The following is a 22051-nucleotide window of genomic DNA, read 5'->3' as shown; positions in this document are numbered from 1 at the left end:
TGTTAGGTTTGACCTGCGCCCTTGGGGCAGCTGTCGCACGCCGGGCCGTTGCTGCCCGTTTCCTTCCCGGAAATACGTGCCCCGGCGCCCCTCACACCCCGTTCACGCAAGCAACTCATGGAAGATATGGCTACCCAGGAGCTGGAAGCGCTGCAGTACATCCGCTACGAAGCGCACGAAGCCGTCGGCTACATCACGCTCAACCGCCCCGAAAAACGCAACGCCCTGAGCTCCGAGCTGGTTTCGGAACTCAAGCTGGCTTTTGAATACGCGGAAAACGACCCGGCCTGCAAGGTGGTAGTGCTGCGCGCCGAGGGCCCGGCCTTCTGCGCCGGCGCCGACCTGGCTTACATTCAGGAGCTGCAGGGCTTCGGCTACACCGATAACCTGGCCGACTCGACCCACCTGATGCAGTTGTTTCACCAGATCTACACGCTCAAGAAGGTCGTCATTGCCCAGGTACAGGGCCACGCCCTGGCCGGCGGCTGCGGCTTGGCCACGCTCTGCGACTTTGCTTTTGCCGTGCCCGAGGCCAAATTCGGCTATACCGAGGTGAAAATTGGCTTTCTGCCCGCCATCGTGAGCGTGTTCCTGCTGCGCAAGATCGGCGAGGCGCGCACCAAGCAGCTGCTGCTCACCGGCGACGTGGTATCGGCCGAGAAGGCCGCGGCTTTCAACCTCATCAACGAAGTGGTGCCCGCCCACGAGCTGGCCGAGCACGTGTACCGCTTTGCCCGCCGCCTGTGCGTCGAAAACTCGGCCCAGAGCATGGAAGTGACCAAGGAAATGATCGGCCGCATTCCCGAGCTGCCCCTAGAGGAAAGCCTGCGCTACGCTGCCCGGCTCAACGCCGAGGCCCGCGGCTCGGAGGATTGCCGCCGCGGCATTGCGGCCTTCCTGAGCAAGGAAAAGATCCAGTGGAACTAGCCCGAAAGTGCGCCCGGCCGCGCTGGCGGCCCGCTGCAAATGGTGCCACGGCCCAAAGCCGTGGCACTTCTGCGTTTGAGCCACTGCGAACCGGAGCCCGCAACGCATCCACCCGGCTTTGGAAAGCAGTATGCGGCTGGTTCAATTTGCAAACAACAAGTCCGGCAGCCGGTTAGCACACCATGACTCTCTTGGCTGGCGCGGCCCTGGCGGCCGTTACGTTTCTGGGTATGGAGTTCGTGGCGTGGTTCATGCACAAATTCGTGCTGCATGGGCCCCTGTGGTTTCTGCACCGCTCGCACCACGTGCGGCACCCCCACCGCTTCGAGCGCAACGACTTCTTTTTCCTGTTCTACGGGGGCCTCTCCATGCTTTTTATGGTGTACGGCGGGCCCGAGAAGGACTGGCGCTACTGGGTGGGTGTGGGCATTGCCAGCTACGGTACGCTATATTTCCTGGTGCACGACGTGCTGATTCATCGCCGCTTGCCCTTCTGGAAGCACACCCACAACGCCTACCTGCGGGCCCTGAACATGGCGCATAAGATGCACCACAAAACCACCGGGCGCGACGGCAGCCAGGAGTTCGGCCTGCTGTGGGTGTCGCCCAAATATTTTGCGCTGGCCCGCCGCAAACCCAGGGCCGAGCCGGTTAGATCAGCAAACTGAAGCTCATCCATTGCCCAGCAAAGTCATTCAATACGCTCATTCCGGGGTCTAACCGTCTAAGCTCTAACTTCTCAAAAATTCGTGGGGCATTTTTCGATCAAAGACCTGGAAAGCCTGTCCGGCATCAAGGCCCACACCATTCGGATGTGGGAGCAGCGCTACGGCGTGTTGCGGCCGGTGCGCACGGCCACCAACATCCGCACCTACTGCGACGCCGACCTGCGCCGCCTACTCAACGTAGCTACCCTCTGCGAGCGGGGACAGCGCATCTCGCAGGTAGCCAGCCTTTCGGAGCAGGAGCTGTGCCAGGCCGTGGCCGCCTGCTGCGACGAGCCGCACCTCTACAACCCGCAAATCACGGCTCTGCTCACGGCGACCCTCGACCTCGACGAGGCGCGCTTCAACGGCGGGCTCACGCAGGCAATCGGGGAGTTGGGGTTTGAGGAAACGATGCTGCGTATCGTGTACCCTTTTCTGCAGAGGGTGGGCGTGCTCTGGCAAACCGGCAGCCTGAACCCGGCGCAGGAACACATGGCCTCGCACCTGCTGCGCCAGAAGCTGCTGGCCGCCGCCGATGCCCTGCCGCCGGTAGCCGCGGCCGACGCGCCGCGCTGGCTGCTCTTCCTGCCCGAGGGTGAGCTGCACGAGCTGGCCCTGCTGTTTATGAACTACCTGCTGCGCGCCCGGGGCTGCCGGGTGTTGTACCTGGGCCCCAACCTGCCCCTGGCCGATCTGGCCAGCACCTGCCGCTGTTACCAGCCCGAATACGCAGCTACGGTGCTGACCACCGTGCCCGAGCGCGAGCGGGTGCCGGCATTGGTGCAGGAGCTGGCCGCCAGCTGCCCCGGGGTACGCTTTGTGCTCTACGGCCCGCTGGTGCATCAGCCCGAGCTGGTACTGCCGCCCGGCTTCAGCCGATTGCAGCGCATTACCGACTTTATCCAGTGGACTGAGCAGCAACGCGAAGCAAGCCTGGCTGGGCGGCAGAGTTAGAATGATCTGTCTCCATAAGTGGTTTGTTATCAGATTATTAAAAATAGATTAAAATCCATTCCTCCGCCCTTGGGGTAGTTTGGTCGCACCAGCCTAAGCCTTCATCGGCTAGATGCAGAAGTTCGCCGCCCGTTTTGGGGTGTTTGCCGAAAGAGGGCAAAAAAAACGGCGTGACTGCGTATGCTTAGGCAGCGGTTGCGTATGTTTGTTTAACTTTTGGTCACGAAAAGCTAAACAAGCGTATGACTTCCTTGGAGTTTACCGACCAAGTCCAGAAAATTTCCTACTCGCTGCGGCCGGTAGCGATGAACCTCACCCGCGACGCGGATGATGCCAAAGATTTGGTGCAAGAAACCCTGCTCAAGGCCCTGCTGAACAAAGACAAGTTCAAGGCGGGAACCAACCTGAAGGCCTGGCTCTACACCATCATGCGCAACACGTTTATCAACAACTACAACAAGATAACGAAGCGCAACTCCAACATTGATACCACCGAGTACTTCCAGTACTTCAACACCGACGAGAACTACATCACCCACAACGGGGCGCAGTCGGACTTCGTGGTGACGGACATCAACGAGGCCATTGCCCACCTGGGCCACGAGTACCGCACGCCGTTTATGATGTACTACATCGGCTATAAGTACCAGGAAATTGCGGAGAAGCTGCAGATTCCCATTGGTACCGTCAAGAACCGCATCCACATTGCCCGCAAGGAGCTCAAGGGTGCGCTGAAGGTTTACGCTCCCGGCGCGTAGGGGGAAGGAGTATTCGCGTCGGAAGCGTGCCGGGCCGCAAGCTGCAACCACTTTGGGTGGGCGTGGCTTGCGGCCTTTTTTTCCCGTTCAGCGTTGGGTTGCCCGGTGCGGCCGAAAGCCGGCGCCGGTGCTTCGTAGTAGCTTGCCCCCGTCATTTCACTTTTCAGTTCGTTGAGCGCACCTCTTACTTCTCCCCAGGTTCTCGTTATCGGCGCCGGTTTCGCGGGCATTTCGGCGGCCACAGCCCTGGCTCAGCGCGGCTACCGTGTGCGCGTGCTCGAAAAGCACGATGGGCCCGGCGGCCGCGGCCGGGTGTTTCGGGCCGAGGGCTTCACCTTCGACATGGGCCCGAGCTGGTACTGGATGCCCGACGTGTTTGAGGACTACTTTGCCCGCTACGGCCGCCGCCCCGCCGACTTCTACGACCTGGTGCGCCTCGACCCCTCGTACCGGGTGGTGTTTGGCGAGCAGGACTTCCTCGACGTGCCTGCCACCATGGGCGAGCTGCGTGCCCTGTTTGAGCAGCTGGAGCCCGGCGCTGCCGCCCGCCTCGACGAGTTTCTGCGCCAGGCCGAGTACAAGTACCGCGTGGGCATGGGCAAGTTTGTGCGCAAGCCCGGCCGCTCCCTGCTAGAGTTTGCCGACCCGCGCCTGCTGGTCGACGCCCTGCGGCTGGATCTGCTGCAGAGCATGCACGCGCACGTGCGCAGGTTCTTCAAGCACCCCAAACTCATCGAGCTGATGGAGTTTCCGGTGCTCTTCCTCGGGGCCACGCCCCAGAACACGCCCGCGCTGTACTCCCTCATGAACTACGCCGACCTGGCGCTGGGCACCTGGTACCCGCGCGGGGGCATGCACGAGATTGTGCGCGGCATGGTGCAGGTGGCCCAGGAGCAGGGCGTGGAGTTCGTGTACAACCAGGAAGTACGGGAAATCCGCGTGGAGCAGGGCCGGGCTAGTGGCGTGGTTACGGCCGAGGGATTTGAGCCCGCCGACATCGTTGTGGCCGGCGCCGACTACCACCACGTGGAGCAGCAGCTGCTGGCCCCGGCGCACCGGCACTACTCGCCCCGGTACTGGGAAACCCGCACCATGGCGCCCTCGTCGCTGCTGTTTTACGTGGGGCTGAACAAGCGCCTACGCAACCTGCGCCACCACAACCTGTTCTTCGACGAGGACTTCGGCCGGCACGCCCACGAGATTTACGAGGCACCCCAGTGGCCCAGCCGGCCGCTGTTCTACGCCTCGGTGCCCAGCCTCACCGACCCCACGGTGGCGCCCGCGGGCGGCGAAAACCTGTTCCTGCTCATTCCCACCGCCCCGGGCCTGGGCGGCGACGACGAAGCCACCCGCCAGCACTACTACGACCTGATTATGGAGCGGCTGGAGCGCCACACCGGCCAGTCGGTGCGCGACGCGGTGGTGTACCGGCGCAGCTACGCCCACGCCGATTTCGTGGCCGACTACCACGCCTTCAAGGGCAACGCCTACGGGCTGGCCAACACCCTGCGCCAGACCGCCAACCTCAAGCCCACGCTCAAGAGCCCGAAGGTCAGTAACCTGTATTTTACCGGTCAGCTCACCGTGCCCGGCCCCGGCATGCCGCCCTCGCTCATCTCGGGGCAGGTGGTGGCCGTCGAGGTCGAAAAGGAGTTTCCGCCCGCGGGCCGAAACTCGTAGTCCAGCCGCCCCGCGTACTTGCCCGTAGAACCCCTTGCCGCAACCTTAACTCCCATGTCCGCGTCCCCGCCCGCCGTTTCGCGCCCGCCGTCCGTGGTCGACCACGTGGCCTTGTTTAACCAGACCAGTCTGGCGTGCAGCACGCTCATCACCCAGCGCTACAGCACCTCGTTTACCCTGGGCATCCGCACCCTCGACGCCCGCTTTCACCCGGCCATCTACGCCGTGTATGGCTTCGTGCGCTGGGCCGACGAAATCGTAGATACCTTTCACGACCGCGACCGGGCGGCGCTGCTGCGCGAGTTCAGCGACGAAACCTACCGCGCCCTCGACGCGCAGTTCAGCATGAACCCCGTGCTGCACGCCTTTCAGCTGGCCGTGCACCGCTACGGCATCGACCGGGAGTTTATCGAGGCCTTTCTGCACAGCATGGCCATGGACCTGGAGGACATCTGCTACGACCAGCAGCTCTACGACGAGTACATCTACGGCTCGGCCGAGGTGGTGGGGCTGATGTGCCTGCGCGTGTTCTGCGAGGGCAACGAGCAGCAGTTCGAGCAGCTGCGCGAGCCGGCGCGGCGCCTGGGGGCCGCCTTCCAGAAAATCAACTTCCTGCGCGATTTGCGCGCCGACTACGAGGAGCGCGGCCGCGTGTACTTTCCCGGCTTGCGCTACGAGGCGTTTGATGACGAGGCCAAGCGTGCCATCGAAGCCGACATCCGCCGGGACTTCGAGGCCGGCTACGCGGGTATCTGCCAGCTGCCGCGCACGGCCCGCCTGGGCGTGTACCTGGCCTATATCTATTACCTGAAACTGTTCGATAAAATCCGCCAGCTGCCGGCCGAGCGCGTGCTGGCCGGGCGCGTGCGCGTGCCCGACAACACCAAGCTGCTGCTGCTGCTAAGTTCCTACCTCCGCTACCGCCTGCGGGTCGTTTGAGTTCGTTTTTCGTTGCCCGTTTTTCGCTTTTCGCCGTCCGCGGTTCGTTATGGGTACCAGCTCAGGCAGAGTCCTGATTCAACAGCCCGCACCGCACAACGAAAAGCCAACAACCATGCTCCAGGTCCTCACCGTTTTTGCCGCCGCCTTGACCGCTCCTTCTGACGCCACCTCCTCGCCCTACGCGCTGCCCGCGCTGCGCCGCCACTACCAGCAGGCCGCCGCCGACGAGGCCGCCAGCCGCCACTTTCACGCGCTGATGAGCCGCGCCTCGGAGCGCGACGCGGTGCAGCTGGCCTACAAAGCCGCCGCCGAGGCCTTGTTGGCCAAGCACACCGGTGGGGTGTTCGACAAGCTCGAGCGGGTGAAAGCCGCCAGCCGCCAGTTCGATGCCGCCGTGGCCCTGAGCCCGCAGCACCCCGAGGTGCGCTTTCTGCGCTTTTCGGTGGAAAGCAACCTGCCGCGTTTTCTGGGCGCCAGCAAGCACGTCGACGACGACCGCGCGTTTCTGGTGCAGGCCGCCCTGCAGCACCCCCGCTCCGGCCTCGACGCCGAAGCCTTCGAGCTGGTGCGCCGCTTCCTGCTCGATCATCAGCACCTGACGCCCGCCCAGGCCCGGCAGCTGGGGGAGAAATAAACCCCAACGCCGACCAACGGGCCGTAGCGTCACCACACCGGCGTAACGGCCTTTCGCCTAAACCTTTCGCCTGATTCGGTAGTTTTTCCACTAGCTATGCCGCTCAACCTCAGTGTCCGCATCGACCCGCACTCCGGTTTCTGCTTCGGGGTCATCTACGCCATTCAGATGGCGGAAGACATCCTTGACGAGCAGGGCTACCTGTATTGCCTGGGCGACATCGTGCACAACGACGAGGAAGTGGAGCGCCTGGAAAAAAAAGGCCTGCGCATCATCTGCCACCAGACCCTGAGCGAGTTGCGCGGCGAGAAGGTGCTCATTCGGGCCCACGGCGAGCCGCCCAGCACCTACCAGCTGGCTTTGCAGAACGAGTTGACTCTCATCGACGCCTCGTGCCCGGTAGTGCTCAAGCTGCAGAACCGCATCAAAACCAGCTACGACAAGCAGGAGCGCATCTTCATCTACGGCAAGCACGGCCACGCCGAGGTGCAGGGTTTGCTGGGCCAGACCCGCGGCGACGCGGTGGTATTTGAGAGCCTCGATGAGCTGCTGCGCCACGAGCTGCCGGCCAACATTACCCTCTACAGCCAGACTACCAAGAGCACGGCCAGCTTCTACCGCATCAAGGGCGAGCTGGAAGGGCGCGGCTACCAGGTTTCGGCCAACGATACCATCTGCCGGCAGGTATCGAACCGCGACCAGGAGCTGCGTGGCTTCGCGGCCGAGTACGACCAGATTGTGTTCGTGTCGGGCACCAAAAGCTCCAACGGCAAGGTGCTCTACCAGGTCTGCAAGGAAACCAACCCGCGCACGCACTTCATTTCCAAGGTGGAAGAAATCGAGGCTGCCTGGTTTGCGCCGGGCGAATCGGTGGGCATCTGCGGAGCCACCAGCACGCCCATGTGGCTGATGGAAGACGTGCGCGACGCGCTGCTGCGGCTGTAAGGTGGTAAAGGAGTGATTGGCGAATGAGTAAAGTCAACAACATCCGCGCTGGAGCCAACGGGAACGAGGGTTCACTTATTCACTCATTCCCTCATTCGCGGGCGAAGCGCCGCATTGCGCCCGCGGCGCTGGGCTACCGCGGCGTAGCCGTGGCGCTGCTGATTGTGTTGAGCTGGGCCGGGCTGCTGACCTGGCTGCTGGGCTACTACCGGCCCGACTGGCGCACGCCCTGGCCTTACCTGCTGGCTTTGGTGCAGACGCACCTCTACACCGGCCTGTTCATCACCGCCCACGACGCCATGCACGGCGTGGTCAGCCCGAACCGGCGCCTGAACAACGCCCTGGGCACGCTCGCGGCGGGCCTGTTTGCCTACAACTGGTTTCCGCGGCTGCTGCCGCGCCACCACGCCCACCACCGCCACGTAGCCACCCCCGACGACCCCGATTTCCACGACGGGCAGCACCCGCACTTTTTGCTCTGGCTGCTGCGCTTTGCCCGCAACTACATCACGCTCACGCAGGTGCTGCTCATGGCCCTGACCTTCAACGTACTCAAGTACTTCCTGCCTACGGCCAACGTCATTGCGTTCTGGATGCTGCCCGCGGTGCTGGCCACTGTGCAGCTGTTCTACTTTGGTACCTACCTGCCCCACCGCGGCGAGCATGACCCCGACAACGCCCACAAGTCGGGTAGTCAGGGGCGTAACCACCTGTGGGCCTTCGTGAGCTGCTACTTTTTTGGCTACCACTACGAGCACCACGACCAGCCTTACCTGCCCTGGTGGCGCCTATGGCGGGCCAAGCAGCCCAAAGCTGCCTAAGGCTCGCGGCAGTTCCGGGCTCCTGTCCTGCCAGGCTATATCAGGGTAGACGAACGTGGTGTCCGGGTAAGTGCCTAAAGGACCACTTGGCTGGTTTGGCGGGGAAACCGGGCGACCAGACCTTGATTTCGGCCCGGGTTGCGGCGCTGCCGCACCAACCAAATTTTGGCGGCCCGCGCAATTGCCTATTTTGTTGGGCGTTGCCGAACCTTGAGTCCCCTGGGGGCCGAAGGCGGTACCTATATTTCCGCTGCACCCCGCCATGAACCGATTTTCGCCCTTGTTGACTCAGACAATCGGCCTGCTGCTCGGGCTGCTGCTGGGGTTTGGAGCCGTTGGGCGGCGGCCGGTGAGGGCGGGAAGTTTGCCAGCCGGCAACCTGTCCCTGCTTACTTCGCCCAATCCGGCGGAATCACTGCGGGTAGCTGAAGCAGACTTGGGCCGCCTGAACGCGGGTTCACCGGCCCGGGCCGCGGTGCACGTACGGTTGGGTACGGCCCTGCTCGAGCTGCGGCGCTACGGCCCTGCCCTGCAGCATGCTCGCGCGGCACTGGGGCAGCACCAGCTAGCCAGCATTGGCGACCGGGCAGAAGGGCTGCGGCTGCTGGGGCGGGTGCAGCTGGCCCAGGGCGACACGGGACAGGCCCGGCAAACCTTCATGCGTGCCCTGCAGCTGGCAGCGCGCGTAGGCAATCCGGCCGCGCAGGCCAGTCTGCACGAGCACCTGGGGGACCTGTCGGCCAGTCAGCAGGCATGGCCCCAGGCGCAGCGTCGCTACGAGCTGGCCTATGGGTTGTGGCAGCGCTCGGGCAATGCCGCCAGCGCCGCCGTGGCCCTGCACGCGGTTGGGCGCATGCACCTGGCCCGGCGGCAATTCAGTCGGGCGCTTTACTACCTGGGGCAGAGTACCCGACTGGCCCGGCAGCTGGGCGACAGCACCGGCACCGGCCACGTGCTGCTGACTACCGGGCAGGTGTACGCCGCTGTGGGCAACCACGTGCTGGCCCAGGGGTTCTACACCCAGGCGCTGGCGCAGCTGCCCCCGCGCGGCTTCCCGGCCCTGCGCGGCCGCATGTACCAGGCCCTGGCCGCGGCCCACGACTCGCTGGGGCATCGGAACGTAGCCGGGGAGCTTTTGCAGCGGGCCATTGTGCTGGCCCGCGTGAGCGGCGACCTGGACTGGAAAAGCGAGCTGTACCTGACCCTGGCGCGGCTGCAGCGGCGCCAGGGCAACGTAACCGGGGCCCTCGGCTCGCTGACCCGCTACGTGAGCCTGCGCGACAGCGCGGCCGGGGAACGGCACCTGACCCAGGTAGAAGAGCTGCGCGCCCGCTACGAAGCCGACAAGAAAGAGCGGGAAATTGAGCTGCTGACCAAGAACCGGCTGATTCAGGAAGCCAACCTGCGCCGCCAGAAGCTGGCGCGCAACGTGCTGGCGGTGGGCACGGCGCTGCTGCTGCTGCTGGTGGCGGGCCTGGTGCGGGGGCGGCGCGAGCAGCGGCGCGTCAACCGCCTGTTGCAGCGCAAGAACACCGCCATCAGCCGGCAGAAGGAAGAGCTGGACCGGCTCAACCGCACCAAGGACACCCTGTTTTCGGTCATTTCCCACGACCTGCGCAGCCCGCTCAGCTCGCTGTACTCGTTGCTGGCCCTGCTGAACCTGGGCGCGCTGCCCCCCGAGCGGCTGGCCACCCATACGCAGCGCCTCACCCGCACCCTCGACACCACCTTGGGCCTGCTCGACAACCTGTTGAACTGGGCCGCTTCGCAGATGCAGGGAACCTCCCTGCGCCCCGAGCGGGTGCGCCTCGACGACATGGCCGAAGAGTGCCTGGCCTTGCTGCTGGGCGACGCCGAACGTAAGCAGATTCTGCTGCTCAACCAGCTGCCCAAACCCTGCCAGGCCCAGGCCGACGCCAATATGGCCCGGCTGGTGCTGCGGAATCTGCTCGGCAACGCCATCAAGTTTACGCCCACCGGGGGAACGGTGGCCCTGACGGCCCGGCTGGTGGGCGAGCAGTGGGAAATTCGGGTGAGCGATACGGGCGTGGGTATTTCGGTGGCCGATCAGGCCAAGATTCTGGCCGAGGCCGAGCCCCACACCACCCTGGGTACGGCGCGGGAAAAAGGCATTGGGCTGGGGCTGCGCCTGTGCAAGGACTTCGTGGAGCGCCACGGCGGCCGCCTCAGCTTCGAAAGCCGGTTGGGCGAGGGCAGCACGTTCTGCTTTACCCTGCCGGCCCTGGCCCCGCAAGGCGGCGAGCAGCCCGCCACGGTACCGGCGGCTATACCTGCGGCCGAATCAGCAGGCGGTTGACTACGCGCTCGGTTACCCGCTCGCGGTAGCTTTGGCTCAGGGGCAGTGCGCGGCCGGCCACCCGTACTTCCTGGTTGCTCACCGACTCGATCTGGGTGGCGTTGACCAGGTAGGAGCCGTGGGTGCGCACAAACAGCGTGGGGGGGAGCTGGGCTTCGAGCTGGGGCAGGTCAACCAGCGTGAGGTGCGTGCGCCCGTCCACGGTATTGATTTGGGTGAGGTTGTGTACGGCCTCGATGTAAAGCACTTCGCGGTAGTGCAGACGCAGAAACTGGGCGTCGGTACGGATAAAGAAGGAGCCCACGGGGCCGGTGTGGTCCACGGCCGGGGCTGGCCGCAGCAGCTCGGCCACTTTGTGCACCGCTTTCAGAAACCGGTCGAGGGAAATCGGCTTGAGCAGGAAGTCGATGACGTCCAGGTTGAAGCCCTCCATGGCGTACTGCGGGTGAGCCGTCATGAGCACCACCAGTGGTGGTTGCCGCAAGGAGCGCACCAGGTCCAGACCCGAGAGGTGGGGCATCGTAACGTCGGAAAACAAGACCTGCACCTCGTTTTCCAGTAAATAGCTGTGTGCTTCCAGGGGGTCGGTAAAAGACGCCTTCACGTCCAGTACATCCGTCATGGCCACGTAGGCTTGTAGCAGATCCAGCACCAGCGGATCGTCATCAAGAAGCAAACAAGTAATCTTCATAGAGGGGTGCTTGCGACAGAAGCGGTGTGAATATAAGCTTAATATAGAAGCTCACCGCTATGACCGGGCCGGGAAAATGCCCGGGGCGGGTTGGCTGAACTCGGCAGGCAGAAAGTTGCTGGTGAAATACATAGTAAATGCTATATTGTTTAGTGATATTGAGGAGCCCCGCCGGAACCCCGGATCTGGCGCGCCGCGACCCAACTCACCCACTCACCTTCGATGCCATGTCCAGCTTAGCTATTTCTGCGGCGGCAGCTCCGCTCGTGCTGGGAGTCGCGTTTACCCTGGCCCGCTACGAAGGGCGCCGCCAGCGCCGGCGGGCGGCCGCCAGCAATACCCGCAGCCTGGATTTGCGCCTCGACCCCAGCCTTGATCTGCTGTTTCTGGCCGAGGCCACTTTACCCAATTCCCTGGCCTGCCTGACGGCCCTTACCCGACCCGGGGTACAGGGCGTCACGCTGCGGGCGGCCCGTCTCGAACTGCTGCCCGAGGCTCCTTGTACCGCCCCGCAGCCCCACAGTCCCACGCTCACCGCCCTGGAAAGCGGCAGCTGTTTTGTGTCGGCGCTCCACGGCAAAATTGAGGTGGCCGCTTTCACCGCCGCCGACGTGCACCCGGGCTACATCGACCTGCGGGTGTTGGGTCGCCCCAACCTGCTGGACTACCTGCGCGCCGACTGGTTTACCGTGGAGCTGTCGGGCACGCACCGCCGCCGCCTGACGCGGCCCCTGCCGCTGCGCATGCAGCTGGAGCTCGAAGTGCAGGAGCAGGTGGGGGCGCTGGCGTAGCCCGCAACGCAACGGGGCACCCGGCAGCAATGCCGGGCGCCCCGTTGCGTTGCGGGTCAGGAAGTACTCTAGTCGCCGTGAATGGCGTTGGTTTTCTTGCAGCACTCCGGCAGACGGTTGTACGCCTTGTCGTTGGCCGTCTGGCCATCGGCGTCGTAGCCGGTGGCTACCACGGCGGCGCGCAGGGCCTCGGGCGTGGTTTTGCCGGCGCGGTACTGCACCGTGAGCACCTGGCTGGGTACGTCGAGCAGGGCCGCTTGCACGCCTTTCTCATAGGCCAAGGCTTTTTCCAGCCGGGCCTTGCACATGCCGCACACGGCCGAGGTCTTGATTTTAACTTCTTCGTTGCCCGACTTGGCCGGGGCGGGAGTTTGCTGGGCCTGGCTGAGCTGGGCCGAGAATACAACGGCGGTGAGGCTGAGCAACGCGGACTTGAGGAAAGAGCGGAAAGCTTGCATGGAAAAAGAAATCAGTAGAAAGACGGAAAAGCAAAGAGCAGGCCGAAAACCCGCTTACTGCAGCTTGTAGCGCAGGCCCAGGTAAGTCAAACGACCGTAGATGGGCCCCCAGTTCATGGCGGCGTCGAAATTATGGCCGAACGGCTGGTCGGCGCCTTCGATGGGGTTGCGCTGGCGGTAGTTGGTCAGGTTCTCCACCCCGGCGTACACGTCGAAGCGCTTGAAGGCCCGGGCCAGCTGGGCGTTGAGCAGGGCATAGCGCGGGGCGAAGCGCAGCACGCTGGCCTCGTGCCCGTTGTCGTGGCCGGGGGCATGGGCCAGGGGCCGGCGACCGAAACCCTGCACGGTGAAGTCGGCGCGCCACTTGTCGTAGGCCGTGGCGTAGCTCAGGTTGCCAAACAGCCGGTGGCGGGGCACCAAGGGCTTGGGCAGCAGGCCGGCGGCGTAGCTGGTGCGCACGTCCAGCCACTTGTAGGCGGCTTTGGCCTGCAGACGCTTAATAGGCTCTACCTGCACCTCGGCCTGGAAGCTGCGCGACAACGAGCGGCCCCCGTAGGTGCTCAGGTTGCTGAACAGCAGCCCGGTCATGTTGTAGGCGTCGGCCACAATCTGGTTCTGGAACTCGGTGTGGTAGTAGTCGGCCACAAAGGTGGCCTGGCGGCCGGCCAGCGTGAAGTACTGGGTAAGGCTGCCGCCCAGGTTCCAGGCCCGCTCGGGCTGCAGGTTGGCGTCAAACAGAAACTGCCGGCTGCTGACCAGCATGCCCGCGTTTTCGGCAATGGGGTTGGCCACCCGGAAGCCGCGGCCGGCGGCCACGCGCAGGATGGTGGTGGGCGTGGCGTCGTACTTCACGTTCAGGCGTGGCGTGAACACCCAGCCGTAGAGGTTGTGGCGGTCGAGGCGCAGGCCGCCCACCAAGGTGAAGTTGCGCGAGTTCTGGTAGGTGTACTCGGCGAAGGCCCCGGGCACCTGCTCGGTGCGGGCGCGGCGGCCCCGCTCGCGCTCGGCCGCGGTGTTGCCCGTGCGCAGGTGCTCCGGGTAATCGTCGTAGAGGTAGCTCAGCCCGAGGCGATATACGTGGGCCGTGTTGCCGATGGCGCTCTGAAACAGCAGCGTGGCCAGGCCCGTGCGCTGGGTACCGTTGTACTCGCGGCGCAGGCGCTGGGCGTCGCCGAACTCAGCTGCTCCGTAGGCCGAGGTAAATGCGTGGCTGGTGCCCGAGACCAGCAAGCCCAGGCTCTGGTAGGGGCGGGTGGGCCAGGTGTAGGAGGTTTTGTTGTAGGCCGTGTAGCGGTCGGTCTGCTGGGTGATGCCGTAGTGCCGGTTCCCGGCCTCGGGGCGGAAGTCCAGCTGCCCGCCCTGGCGAGTTTCGCGCAGGGCCCCCACGCCCAGCTCGCTTACCACGGCCCGGCCCGATTTGTACTTCCACTTGTTCATCAGGTTGTACTGCGTGGCCAGCGGCAAATCCAGGAAGCCATCACGGTTACGGTCGACGCGGGTGCCCAGGTGGTCGGCGTGCAGCATCAGCGCGGTGCTGAGCTGGGGACTGAGCCGGGCCGAGGTGTTCACGTTCACGTCGAATTTGCCGAAGTCGTTCACGTAGGCGTTCAGCAGCAAGCGGTCGGTCTGGTCGGGCTCCAGCAGACGCACGTTCACCTGGCCCGAAATCGACTCGTAGCCGTTGACTACCGAGCCCATGCCCTTGATGATGTCGATGCTCTCGATCCAGGGACCGGCCAGGTAGTTGAGGCGGTAGGGCGTGGAAAGGCCGCGCAGCGCCGGCAGGTTGTCCACCGTCAGCAGCGAGTAGGCGCCGTCGAGGCCCAGCAGCTGAATCTGCTTGGCGCCCGAGGCCGCGTCGGAGGTCGATACCTCCACCGAGGCGTTGGTTTCGAAGCTTTCGGCCAGGTTGCAGCAGGCCGACTTGGTCAGGTCGCGGCTGCTGATGACCTGGGTGTGGGTGGGCGTCAGGGCCGAGTAGCTCAGGGCTTCGGCCTCCACTTTCACTTCCTGCAGCTCATTGCTGCCGCGCAGCGCCACCCGCACGTAGGCGCCTGGCGCAATGGTATCGGCCCCGTAGCCCAGGGCGTTGACGATGAGGCGGCCGTCGGTGGCCTGCACGGGGCGGGGCAGCACAAACTGGCCCTGGGCGTCGGTGGTGGCGGCGTGGCTGGTGCCCAGCCAGCGGACGACGGCCCCGGGCAGCGGGGCGCGGGAGGCCGCGTCGGTGATTTCGCCGCGCACGGCCTGGGTGGAATTGGTTTGCGCCCGGGCCGCGGTGCTGCCCAGCAGGCCCAAAGCCAGCAGGGGCAAGCGGAGCCCGATGTGGCTCAATAGGAATGGTTTCATGAAGTCAGGGAGTTGGCATTCTTCCGAGGAGGCGCGGGCGGCAGGCCCGGCGCAAAGCCAACCGGAAACCTCCGGTGGCAGGAAGAAGCCGCCCTAGACGACGAGAGTGCACACGAAAGTCAGCAGCGTGCGGCCGGCCCGGGGTGGGGGCGAAGCGTCGGCGCCATAGAGCACTTCGGCGGCGGAAACCGTAGCCAGAGCGGGCGCCAGGGCGGGCCAGCCCAGGGAGGGCAGCGTGGCCACCCACACCGGCACCGGCGCCTGGGCCAATTTCAGCTGGGCCGAGGGCGCGTCCACGTGGTGGTGGTCGACGCTGAAGGCGCAGCAGCCGTCCTGCACGGTGGCGCCTTTGAACTGGGGCGCGGCCGGGGAATTGCAGTCGGCCGGCTGGCGGGGCTGGGGGGCGCAGGTGTGACGGGGAGTGAGCACCACGGCCCGCTGCGTTTGCCCACTGGCCCGGCAGGTGTGCTGCTGCACCGCCAGGCCCACCGAGGAGGTGAGCACCAGCAGGGCCAGCCACAAGCTGAACAGGCGCAGAATCAGCGGACGCTTTTTCACAGCCCAAAGATACGAAGCCCGGCGCGGGCAGCGCAGTGTAGAATCCGGGACCTCAGCGTGCAGGATTGCGCCGGCCGCCGCCGACTGCCATTTTGACAAACCTCTTCCACTCATTACCACTTTGCAGGCATATTCCGACTGCCGGTCAGGAAAAACGGCTTTCGGAGCCTGAAAACGGGCTTTTGCCAGGTGGTAGAAAATGGTAAAAGGTGGTTACCTTTTGCCGGGGGTTGCGTACTTTTGCTTACCCACCCTCTGCTCCGTCCCCGCGGCTCCTCCTTTGTCCATGCACCTGCTCTCCGGCGAATACGACTGCAAGCTCGACCCCAAGGGGCGGCTGGTGCTCCCGGCCAAGGTCAAAGGTAACCTGCCGGAGGGCTCGGGCAATCAGTTGGTGCTGGTGCGCGGCTTCGAGCCTTGCCTGGTGCTGTACCCGCTGGCCGCCTGGCGCGTGATTCACGACAAAGTCATGGCCCTGGACGAGTTCAACGAGGAGTACCGGCAGTTTCAGCGCAACTTCTTCCGCGGCATGACGGAGGTGGAGTTTGATTCCATTGGCCGCTTCGGGCTGCCGGGTTCCATGCGGCGCTACGCCGGCATCGAGAAGGAGGCCATCATCGTGGGGCTGGGCAACCGCTGCGAAATCTGGGACCCCGCCCGCTACGACGAGTACCTGATCAAGGACCAGCAGAGCTTCTCGAAGCTGGCCCAGAAATTCCTCACCGAAACGCCGCCCGCCGGGGCGAGCCAGGCCGCATGAGCACGACCCCGGACCCCACCTACCACCGGCCCGTGATGCTGGCCGAATGCCTGGCGGCGCTGCAGCTGCGCCCCGACGGCCGCTACGTCGACGTGACCTTCGGCGGCGGGGGCCACTCGGCAGCCATTCTCGAGCAGCTCGGGCCCGACGGCCACCTCTACGCCTTCGACCAGGACGCCGACGCCGAGCAGCAGGCCCAGCAGCTGATTCGCGGCCCCCGCGGCGACCGGTTCACCTTCATTCGCGCCAACTTCAGCCAGCTGCATGACGAGCTGGGCCGCCGCGGCGCGCTGGGCCTCGACGGCCTGCTGGCCGATCTGGGCGTGTCGTCGCACCAGTTCGATACGCCCGAGCGGGGCTTTTCCACGCGCTTCGACGGCCCGCTGGACATGCGCATGAACTCCGAGCACGGTCCCTCGGCCGCCGACGTGGTGGCCCAGTACAGCGAGGCCGAGCTGCACCGCATCTTTGGCATGTACGGGGAGGTGACCAACGCCCGCACCCTGGCCCGCACCCTGGCGCAGGCCCGCAACGCCCGCACCATCCATACCATTGCCGACCTCAAGCAGGCCATTCAGAGCTGCGTACCGCGGGGCAAGGAAAACAAGTACCTGGCCCAGGTCTTTCAGGCGCTGCGCCTGGAGGTAAACGAGGAAATGGAGGTGCTGCAGGCCCTGCTCACGCAGTCGGCCCAGGTGCTGCGGCCCGGCGGGCGGCTGGTGGTCATGTCCTACCACTCGCTCGAAGACCGGCTGGTGAAAAACTACATCGGGCAGGGCAAGTTCTTCGGCGAGGCCGAGAAGGATTTGTTTGGCAACGTGCAGCGGCCCTTCGAGTCGGTAACGCGCAAGCCCGTGACGGCCACCGAGGCCGAGCTGGCGCAAAACAACCGCGCCCGCTCGGCCAAGCTGCGGGTGGCCGAGCGCAGTTCGTTGATGTTGAGTTAGTAACGCGGTATGCTGAACAGCCTTCTCACTTCCGCTGCTGTTAGCTGCTGGGCCTGCCTCCCCGGCGGCGCGGCCCCGTGGGCCGTCGGGCTGACCCTACCCGGCCCGCCCGCTGCCCGTCGTCTTTCGCCCTTCGTCTTTTCTGAGCATGGCCATTAATACCCTGCGTCCGCCCGCGGGGGCACCGCGCCAGAACACGCCCCGCCCGGTAGCTCCGCCGCCTGCCCCCGAGCCGCAGCCGCGCGCTCCGGAGCCGACTTCCGCGCCCGAAAAGCCCCGCAAGCCGCGCAAGCAGTCGTCGTGGAGCTTGTTTTCGCTGCTGGAAAGCCTGATGCGCGTGGACGGGCTGTTCCGCGACGGGGTACCGGTGCGGTTTCTGCCGCACACGCTGTTTGTGATGCTGCTGATTCTGCTTTACATCGGCAACACGCACTACGCCACGCGCATGAACCGCAGCATTCAGAAGCTGAAAACCGAAACCGAGGACTTGCGCGCCGACTACACCACCCTGAAGTCGGACTACATGGAAGCCAGCAAGCAAAGCGAGGTGGCCCGCAAAGTGGCCGCCTACGGGCTGGTGGAAAGCTCGTCGCCGCCCTTCCGCATCACCATTCCGGCCGGCGAACTGAACGAGGACGAGCTGGCGCGCATGCCCCTGCAGTCGGGCGACTCGCTGGCTTTGGCCCGGGTAGCCGCCGCCGACTCGGCCACCGCCGCCTTCGAGCGTACCGACTCGCTGGCCGACGTAGCCGAGCACCGCGCCGCCAACGCCGCGCTGGCGGCGGCGCGGAGCAGCAGCAAGAGCAAGACCGCAAAGCCAGCGGCGGCCAAAGCCGCGGGCAAGCCGAAAACCACTCCCAAGAAAGCCACCAAACCGGGCGCCAAAGCCGAATCCCCCACCACGAAGCGCAGCAAGTAGTCGACGGCCATGATGAAGCAGGGCAGCGTTAAGAAATCCATTGTCACGCGGGTGCGCCTCGCCTTCCTGGGCGTGCTGCTGTTTTCGGCCGCCATCGTGTGGAAGATTCAGCGCATTCAGTACGTGGAAGGGGAGAAGTGGCGGGCCCTGGAGCAGGAGCGGCGCATCGTGTACCAGCCGGTGCGCGCCACCCGCGGCAACATCTTCTCCGACAACGAAAGCATCATGGCCACCTCGCTGCCCTTTTTCCGGGTGGCCTGGGACCCTTCGGTGGTCGACGACAACCTGTTCCAGAAGGACGTGGACTCGCTGGCTTTGCAGCTCTCGCGCTTTTTTGGCGACCGGAGCGTGCAGGAGTACCGCCGCAAGCTGGTGAATGCCCACAGCGCCAAGCCCGCCGTGCGCTACCTGCGCCTGAACTCGCGGCAGATCAACTTCCAGGAGAAAAAGCTGCTGGCCACCTGGCCCATCTTCCGGGCCGGCAAAAACAAGGGCGGCGTCATCTTCGAGCAGGTGGATAAGCGTTTCCGCCCCTTCGGCGGGCTGGCCCAGCGCACCATCGGCTTCATCAACGAGGAGGCCCACGGCGCGGGGCTGGAGTACACCTTCAACAAGGAGCTGGCCGGCAAGGACGGCGAGGCCCTGTTCGAGCGCCTGCCCGGCGGCCTCAAGCCCGTGTACGATGGCAGCGAGGTGAAACCCCAAGCCGGCTTCGACATCAAGACCACCCTGGACATCAACCTGCAGGACGTGGCCGAAAACGCCCTGCTGCGCAGCTTGGTCGACAACAACGCCCAGTACGGCACCGTCATCCTGATGGAAGTGCAGACCGGTGAAATCAAGGCCGTGGCCAACCTGGGCAAGGTGTCGGAGGGTGAGTACCGCGAAGACTACAACTACGCCATTGCCGACCAGGGCCGCACCGAACCGGGCTCGACCTTCAAACTGGCCTCGATGATGGCCCTGTTTGAGGACAATCCCGACCTGGACCTGAACGACACGGTGAACACCGGCCGCTCGGGGCAGATGAAGATTGCCGGGGCCGTGAAAACCGACTCGCACCCCTACGGCCGCATCTCGGTGCAGCAGGTGTTCGAGAAGTCGTCCAACATCGGCGTGGCCAAGCTGGTCAACGACCACTTCAACGCCGAGCCTGCCAAGTACACCGACTACCTCAAGAAGTTCGGCCTGCACCAGCCCCTGGGCTTTCAGATGACCGGCGAGGCCAAGCCCTACGTGAAGGACCCCGCCGACCGCTCCTGGAGCCGCACCTCGCTCTCGACCATGAGCATTGGCTACGAACTGAAGCTGGCCCCGCTGCAAACCCTGGCCTTCTACAACGCCGTGGCCAACAACGGGGTGAAGATCCAGCCCCTCATCGTGAAGGAAATCAAGCAGGCCGACAAGGTGCTGGAGCGCTTCGAGCCCCGGGTGCTGAACCCCAAAATCTGCTCCGACGCCACCCTGGCCAAGCTGCGGGCCATGATGGAAGGCGTGGTGGAGCACGGCACGGCCCGCGGCATTCGCACCCCCGACTACAAGATTGCCGGCAAGACCGGCACGGCCTGGAAGTTCAAGAACGGCCGCTACACCAAAACCTACTCCACCAGCTTCTGCGGCTATTTCCCGGCCGACAAGCCCAAGTACTCCTGCATCGTGGTAGTCGACTCGCCCAAGCGCGGGCGCATCTACGGCGCCGACGTGGCTGCCCCGGTGTTCCGCGAGGTGGCCGACAAAGCAATGGCCCGCGACCAGGCCAGCCAGCGGCCGCTGCTGGCCCGCGCGCCCAAGCGCAAGGCCCTGGTGCCGGCGGCCTACGCCGGTATGCAGGACGAGCTGCAGCTGGTGCTGGGCCGCCTGGGCGTGAGCAACCAGGGGGGCGGGGCCGACGACTGGGTGCGCGCCGACACCGCGCCGCAGGGCGTGCAGTGGCAGCCGCTGGCCGTGCGCCGCGGCCGCATGCCCAACGTTTCGGGCCTGACCCGCCGCGACGCGCTGTTCCTGCTCGAAAACCGTGGCCTGCGCGTGCGCACCATCGGTACCGGCCGGGTGAAGCGCCAGTCGGTGGTGCCGGGCATGCCGCTCACCCGCGGCGCCGTGGTGCTACTGGAGCTGCACGACCCCACTGTGGTAGCCAAAGCCGCCGTGCCGGTGCTGCCCTACGCCCCGCCCAAACCCACCGTAGCGCCCGAGCCCACCGTGATTCCCGAGCCGGTGTCGCCCACGGGGCAGCCCACGGCGCGGCCCGAAACCCCGCTTTACCCGGGCCAGAAGCCGGCCAAGCCCCGCTCAGCCGCCGCCCGGCCGGCACCCCAATCCAGGGCCGGACGCCGCGCCTAGCTTTCTTCCTCTGACTATCCGTTTGCTTTTCCAGCCCTTGACTCCGCAGCAACCCGCCTTTTCGCACCGCCTTTCCGATCTGCTGGCCGCCGTAACGGTGCTGGGCCAGCACGGCCCCGCCGACGCCCGCGTCAGCGGCCTGACGCTGGACTCGCGGCAGGCCGCGCCCGGCACGGCGTTCTTCGCCCTGCGCGGCGTGCAGGCCAACGGCCACCAGTTCATTGCCACGGCCGTGGCCCAGGGCGCGGCCGTGGTGGTGTGCGAGCAACTGCCCGCCGAGCTGGCCGGCGACGTGGTGTACGTGCAGGTGGCCGACAGCGCCGAGGCCCTGGGCCACGTGGCGGCGGCCTTCTACGGCCACCCCAGCCGGCAGCTCACGCTGGTGGGCGTGACGGGCACCAACGGCAAAACCACCGTGGCCACGCTGCTGCACAAGCTGTTTTCGGAGCGCGGCTACCACTGCGGCCTGCTCTCGACGGTGCAGAACCAGATCGGCCGCGAGGTGGTGCCCGCCACCCACACCACGCCCGACGCCATTCGGCTCAACGAGCTGCTGGCGCGCATGGTAACCCTGCGCTGCACCCACGCCTTCATGGAAGTCAGCTCGCACGCCGTGAGCCAGCACCGGGTGACGGGGCTGCACTTCGCGGGCGGCATCTTCACCAACCTCTCGCACGACCACCTCGACTACCACGGCACCTTCGATGCCTACCTGAAAGCCAAGAAGGGCTTTTTTGACCTGCTGCCGAAATCGGCCTTCGCCCTGACCAACGCCGACGACAAGCGCGGTATGGTGATGCTGCAGAACACCGCCGCCCAGAAAGCCAGCTACTCCATGCGCGGGCAGGCTACGGTGCGCGGGCGGCTGGTGGAAAACGGCGTGGAGGGTTTGCAGCTGGAAGTGGACGGCCGCGAGGTGCAGTTTCGCCTCATTGGGGTGTTCAACGCTTACAACCTGCTGGCCGTGTACGGCGCGGCTACCCTGCTGGGCGAAGACCCCGAGGAAACTCTCACTGTGCTGTCGGGGCTGACCTCGGCGCCGGGCCGCTTCGAGCCCATCGTGTCGCCGCGCAAGCGCGTGACCGGCATCGTGGACTACGCCCACACGCCCGACGCGCTGGAAAACGTGCTGCAAACCATTGCCGACATCCGCCGCCCCGAGCAGCAGGTGATTACGGTGGTCGGCTGCGGCGGCAACCGCGACGCGGCCAAGCGCCCCGTCATGGCCGAGCTGGCCTGCCGCCTCTCCGACAAGGCCGTGCTGACCTCCGACAACCCCCGCTTCGAGGACCCCAACGAGATTCTGCGCCAGATGCAGGCCGGCGTGCGCCCCACCGACGCGGGCAAGAGCCTGATGATTCCCGACCGCCGCGAGGCCATCAAGACCGCCTGCGCCCTGGCCCGCCCCGGCGACATCGTGCTGGTGGCCGGCAAGGGCCACGAAACCTACCAGGAAATTGAGGGGCAGCGCACGCCCTTCGACGACAAGCAGGTGCTGAGTGAGGCCTTTGAGCTGCTGAGCCTGTAGGCCGACTACGCTAAAATCCCCGAAA

Annotated in this window: 20 protein-coding genes; 16 read left to right on the top strand and 4 right to left on the bottom strand. The window is 65.4% G+C overall.

Going from position 1 to position 22051, the window contains the following annotated elements:
• The first annotated feature begins 117 nt into the window (after nt 1–117).
• From ACE191_RS08230 to ACE191_RS08185, 10 genes are all read left to right on the top strand, one after another.
• Complete coding sequence (locus ACE191_RS08230; protein ID WP_400191715.1) at nt 118–927, top strand: enoyl-CoA hydratase/isomerase family protein; 810 nt, start codon at nt 118–120, stop codon at nt 925–927.
• 182 nt (nt 928–1109) lie between these two features.
• Nucleotides 1110–1595 carry a fatty acid hydroxylase gene (locus tag ACE191_RS08225; protein ID WP_400191714.1) on the top strand — a complete coding sequence of 162 codons (486 nt, stop codon included), beginning with the start codon at nt 1110–1112 and terminating at the stop codon, nt 1593–1595.
• A gap of 81 nt (nt 1596–1676) precedes the next feature.
• Complete coding sequence (locus tag ACE191_RS08220) at nt 1677–2588, top strand: MerR family transcriptional regulator (RefSeq protein WP_400191713.1); 912 nt, start codon at nt 1677–1679, stop codon at nt 2586–2588.
• A 242-nt stretch (nt 2589–2830) separates the two neighbouring features.
• Nucleotides 2831–3346, top strand: coding sequence for an RNA polymerase sigma factor (locus tag ACE191_RS08215; protein WP_400191712.1), 516 nt, complete (start codon nt 2831–2833; stop codon nt 3344–3346).
• Nucleotides 3347–3517: 171 nt separating this feature from the next.
• The gene (locus ACE191_RS08210; protein ID WP_400191711.1) at nt 3518–5026 is read left to right on the top strand and encodes a phytoene desaturase family protein; all 1509 of its coding nucleotides are present in this window, start codon (nt 3518–3520) and stop codon (nt 5024–5026) included.
• A gap of 54 nt (nt 5027–5080) precedes the next feature.
• Nucleotides 5081–5965, top strand: a complete 885-nt coding sequence (locus tag ACE191_RS08205; protein ID WP_400191710.1) for a phytoene/squalene synthase family protein — start codon at nt 5081–5083, stop codon at nt 5963–5965.
• A gap of 148 nt (nt 5966–6113) precedes the next feature.
• Nucleotides 6114–6602 carry a hypothetical protein gene (locus ACE191_RS08200; RefSeq protein WP_400191709.1) on the top strand — a complete coding sequence of 163 codons (489 nt, stop codon included), beginning with the start codon at nt 6114–6116 and terminating at the stop codon, nt 6600–6602.
• 96 nt (nt 6603–6698) lie between these two features.
• On the top strand, nt 6699–7547 hold the full coding sequence (locus ACE191_RS08195; RefSeq protein ID WP_400191708.1) for a 4-hydroxy-3-methylbut-2-enyl diphosphate reductase: 849 nt from the start codon (nt 6699–6701) through the stop codon (nt 7545–7547).
• Between the two features lie 23 nt (nt 7548–7570).
• Nucleotides 7571–8368 (top strand): fatty acid desaturase, encoded by a 798-nt coding sequence (locus ACE191_RS08190; RefSeq protein WP_400191707.1) that lies wholly within the window; start codon nt 7571–7573, stop codon nt 8366–8368.
• Between the two features lie 262 nt (nt 8369–8630).
• Entirely contained in the window at nt 8631–10685 is a 2055-nt protein-coding gene (locus tag ACE191_RS08185; protein ID WP_400191706.1) for an ATP-binding protein, read from the top strand.
• Here the strand turns inward: ACE191_RS08185 and ACE191_RS08180 are convergent.
• Nucleotides 10654–11376 (bottom strand): LytR/AlgR family response regulator transcription factor, encoded by a 723-nt coding sequence (locus ACE191_RS08180; RefSeq protein WP_400191705.1) that lies wholly within the window; start codon nt 11374–11376, stop codon nt 10654–10656. The two genes, ACE191_RS08185 and ACE191_RS08180, sit on opposite strands and share 32 nt — an antisense overlap.
• A gap of 227 nt (nt 11377–11603) precedes the next feature.
• On the opposite strand from ACE191_RS08180, the gene ACE191_RS08175 reads away from it, so the two are divergent.
• Complete coding sequence (locus tag ACE191_RS08175; protein ID WP_400191704.1) at nt 11604–12167, top strand: hypothetical protein; 564 nt, start codon at nt 11604–11606, stop codon at nt 12165–12167.
• Nucleotides 12168–12235: 68 nt separating this feature from the next.
• Here ACE191_RS08175 and ACE191_RS08170 read toward each other — a convergent pair whose 3' ends face one another.
• The 3 genes from ACE191_RS08170 to ACE191_RS08160 all read right to left on the bottom strand — a co-directional run bounded on the left by ACE191_RS08170 (nt 12236) and on the right by ACE191_RS08160 (nt 15532).
• Nucleotides 12236–12625 (bottom strand): heavy-metal-associated domain-containing protein, encoded by a 390-nt coding sequence (locus ACE191_RS08170; protein WP_400191703.1) that lies wholly within the window; start codon nt 12623–12625, stop codon nt 12236–12238.
• A 54-nt stretch (nt 12626–12679) separates the two neighbouring features.
• The gene (locus tag ACE191_RS08165) at nt 12680–14974 is read right to left on the bottom strand and encodes a TonB-dependent receptor domain-containing protein (protein ID WP_400191702.1); all 2295 of its coding nucleotides are present in this window, start codon (nt 14972–14974) and stop codon (nt 12680–12682) included.
• A gap of 93 nt (nt 14975–15067) precedes the next feature.
• Entirely contained in the window at nt 15068–15532 is a 465-nt protein-coding gene (locus tag ACE191_RS08160) for a hypothetical protein (protein WP_400191701.1), read from the bottom strand.
• Between the two features lie 286 nt (nt 15533–15818).
• On the opposite strand from ACE191_RS08160, the gene mraZ reads away from it, so the two are divergent.
• From mraZ to ACE191_RS08135, 5 genes are all read left to right on the top strand, one after another.
• Nucleotides 15819–16292, top strand: coding sequence for a division/cell wall cluster transcriptional repressor MraZ (gene mraZ / locus ACE191_RS08155; protein ID WP_400191700.1), 474 nt, complete (start codon nt 15819–15821; stop codon nt 16290–16292).
• On the top strand, nt 16289–17239 hold the full coding sequence (rsmH, locus tag ACE191_RS08150; RefSeq protein WP_400191699.1) for a 16S rRNA (cytosine(1402)-N(4))-methyltransferase RsmH: 951 nt from the start codon (nt 16289–16291) through the stop codon (nt 17237–17239). Before mraZ ends, rsmH begins: the two co-directional genes overlap by 4 nt.
• A gap of 148 nt (nt 17240–17387) precedes the next feature.
• Nucleotides 17388–18158 (top strand): FtsL-like putative cell division protein, encoded by a 771-nt coding sequence (locus ACE191_RS08145; RefSeq protein ID WP_400191698.1) that lies wholly within the window; start codon nt 17388–17390, stop codon nt 18156–18158.
• A 9-nt stretch (nt 18159–18167) separates the two neighbouring features.
• A complete protein-coding gene (locus tag ACE191_RS08140; protein ID WP_400191697.1) occupies nt 18168–20498 on the top strand; it encodes a penicillin-binding transpeptidase domain-containing protein in 2331 nt (776 codons plus the stop codon).
• Nucleotides 20499–20535: 37 nt separating this feature from the next.
• Entirely contained in the window at nt 20536–22026 is a 1491-nt protein-coding gene (locus ACE191_RS08135; RefSeq protein ID WP_400191696.1) for a UDP-N-acetylmuramoyl-L-alanyl-D-glutamate--2,6-diaminopimelate ligase, read from the top strand.
• The last annotated feature ends 25 nt before the right edge of the window (nt 22027–22051 follow it).

It is taken from the genome of Hymenobacter sp. B81, assembly GCF_044628455.1.
GTDB lineage: Bacteria > Bacteroidota > Bacteroidia > Cytophagales > Hymenobacteraceae > Solirubrum.
Note: the sequence above shows the minus strand (reverse complement) of the source record. Positions and strands in the feature narration are given on the sequence as shown.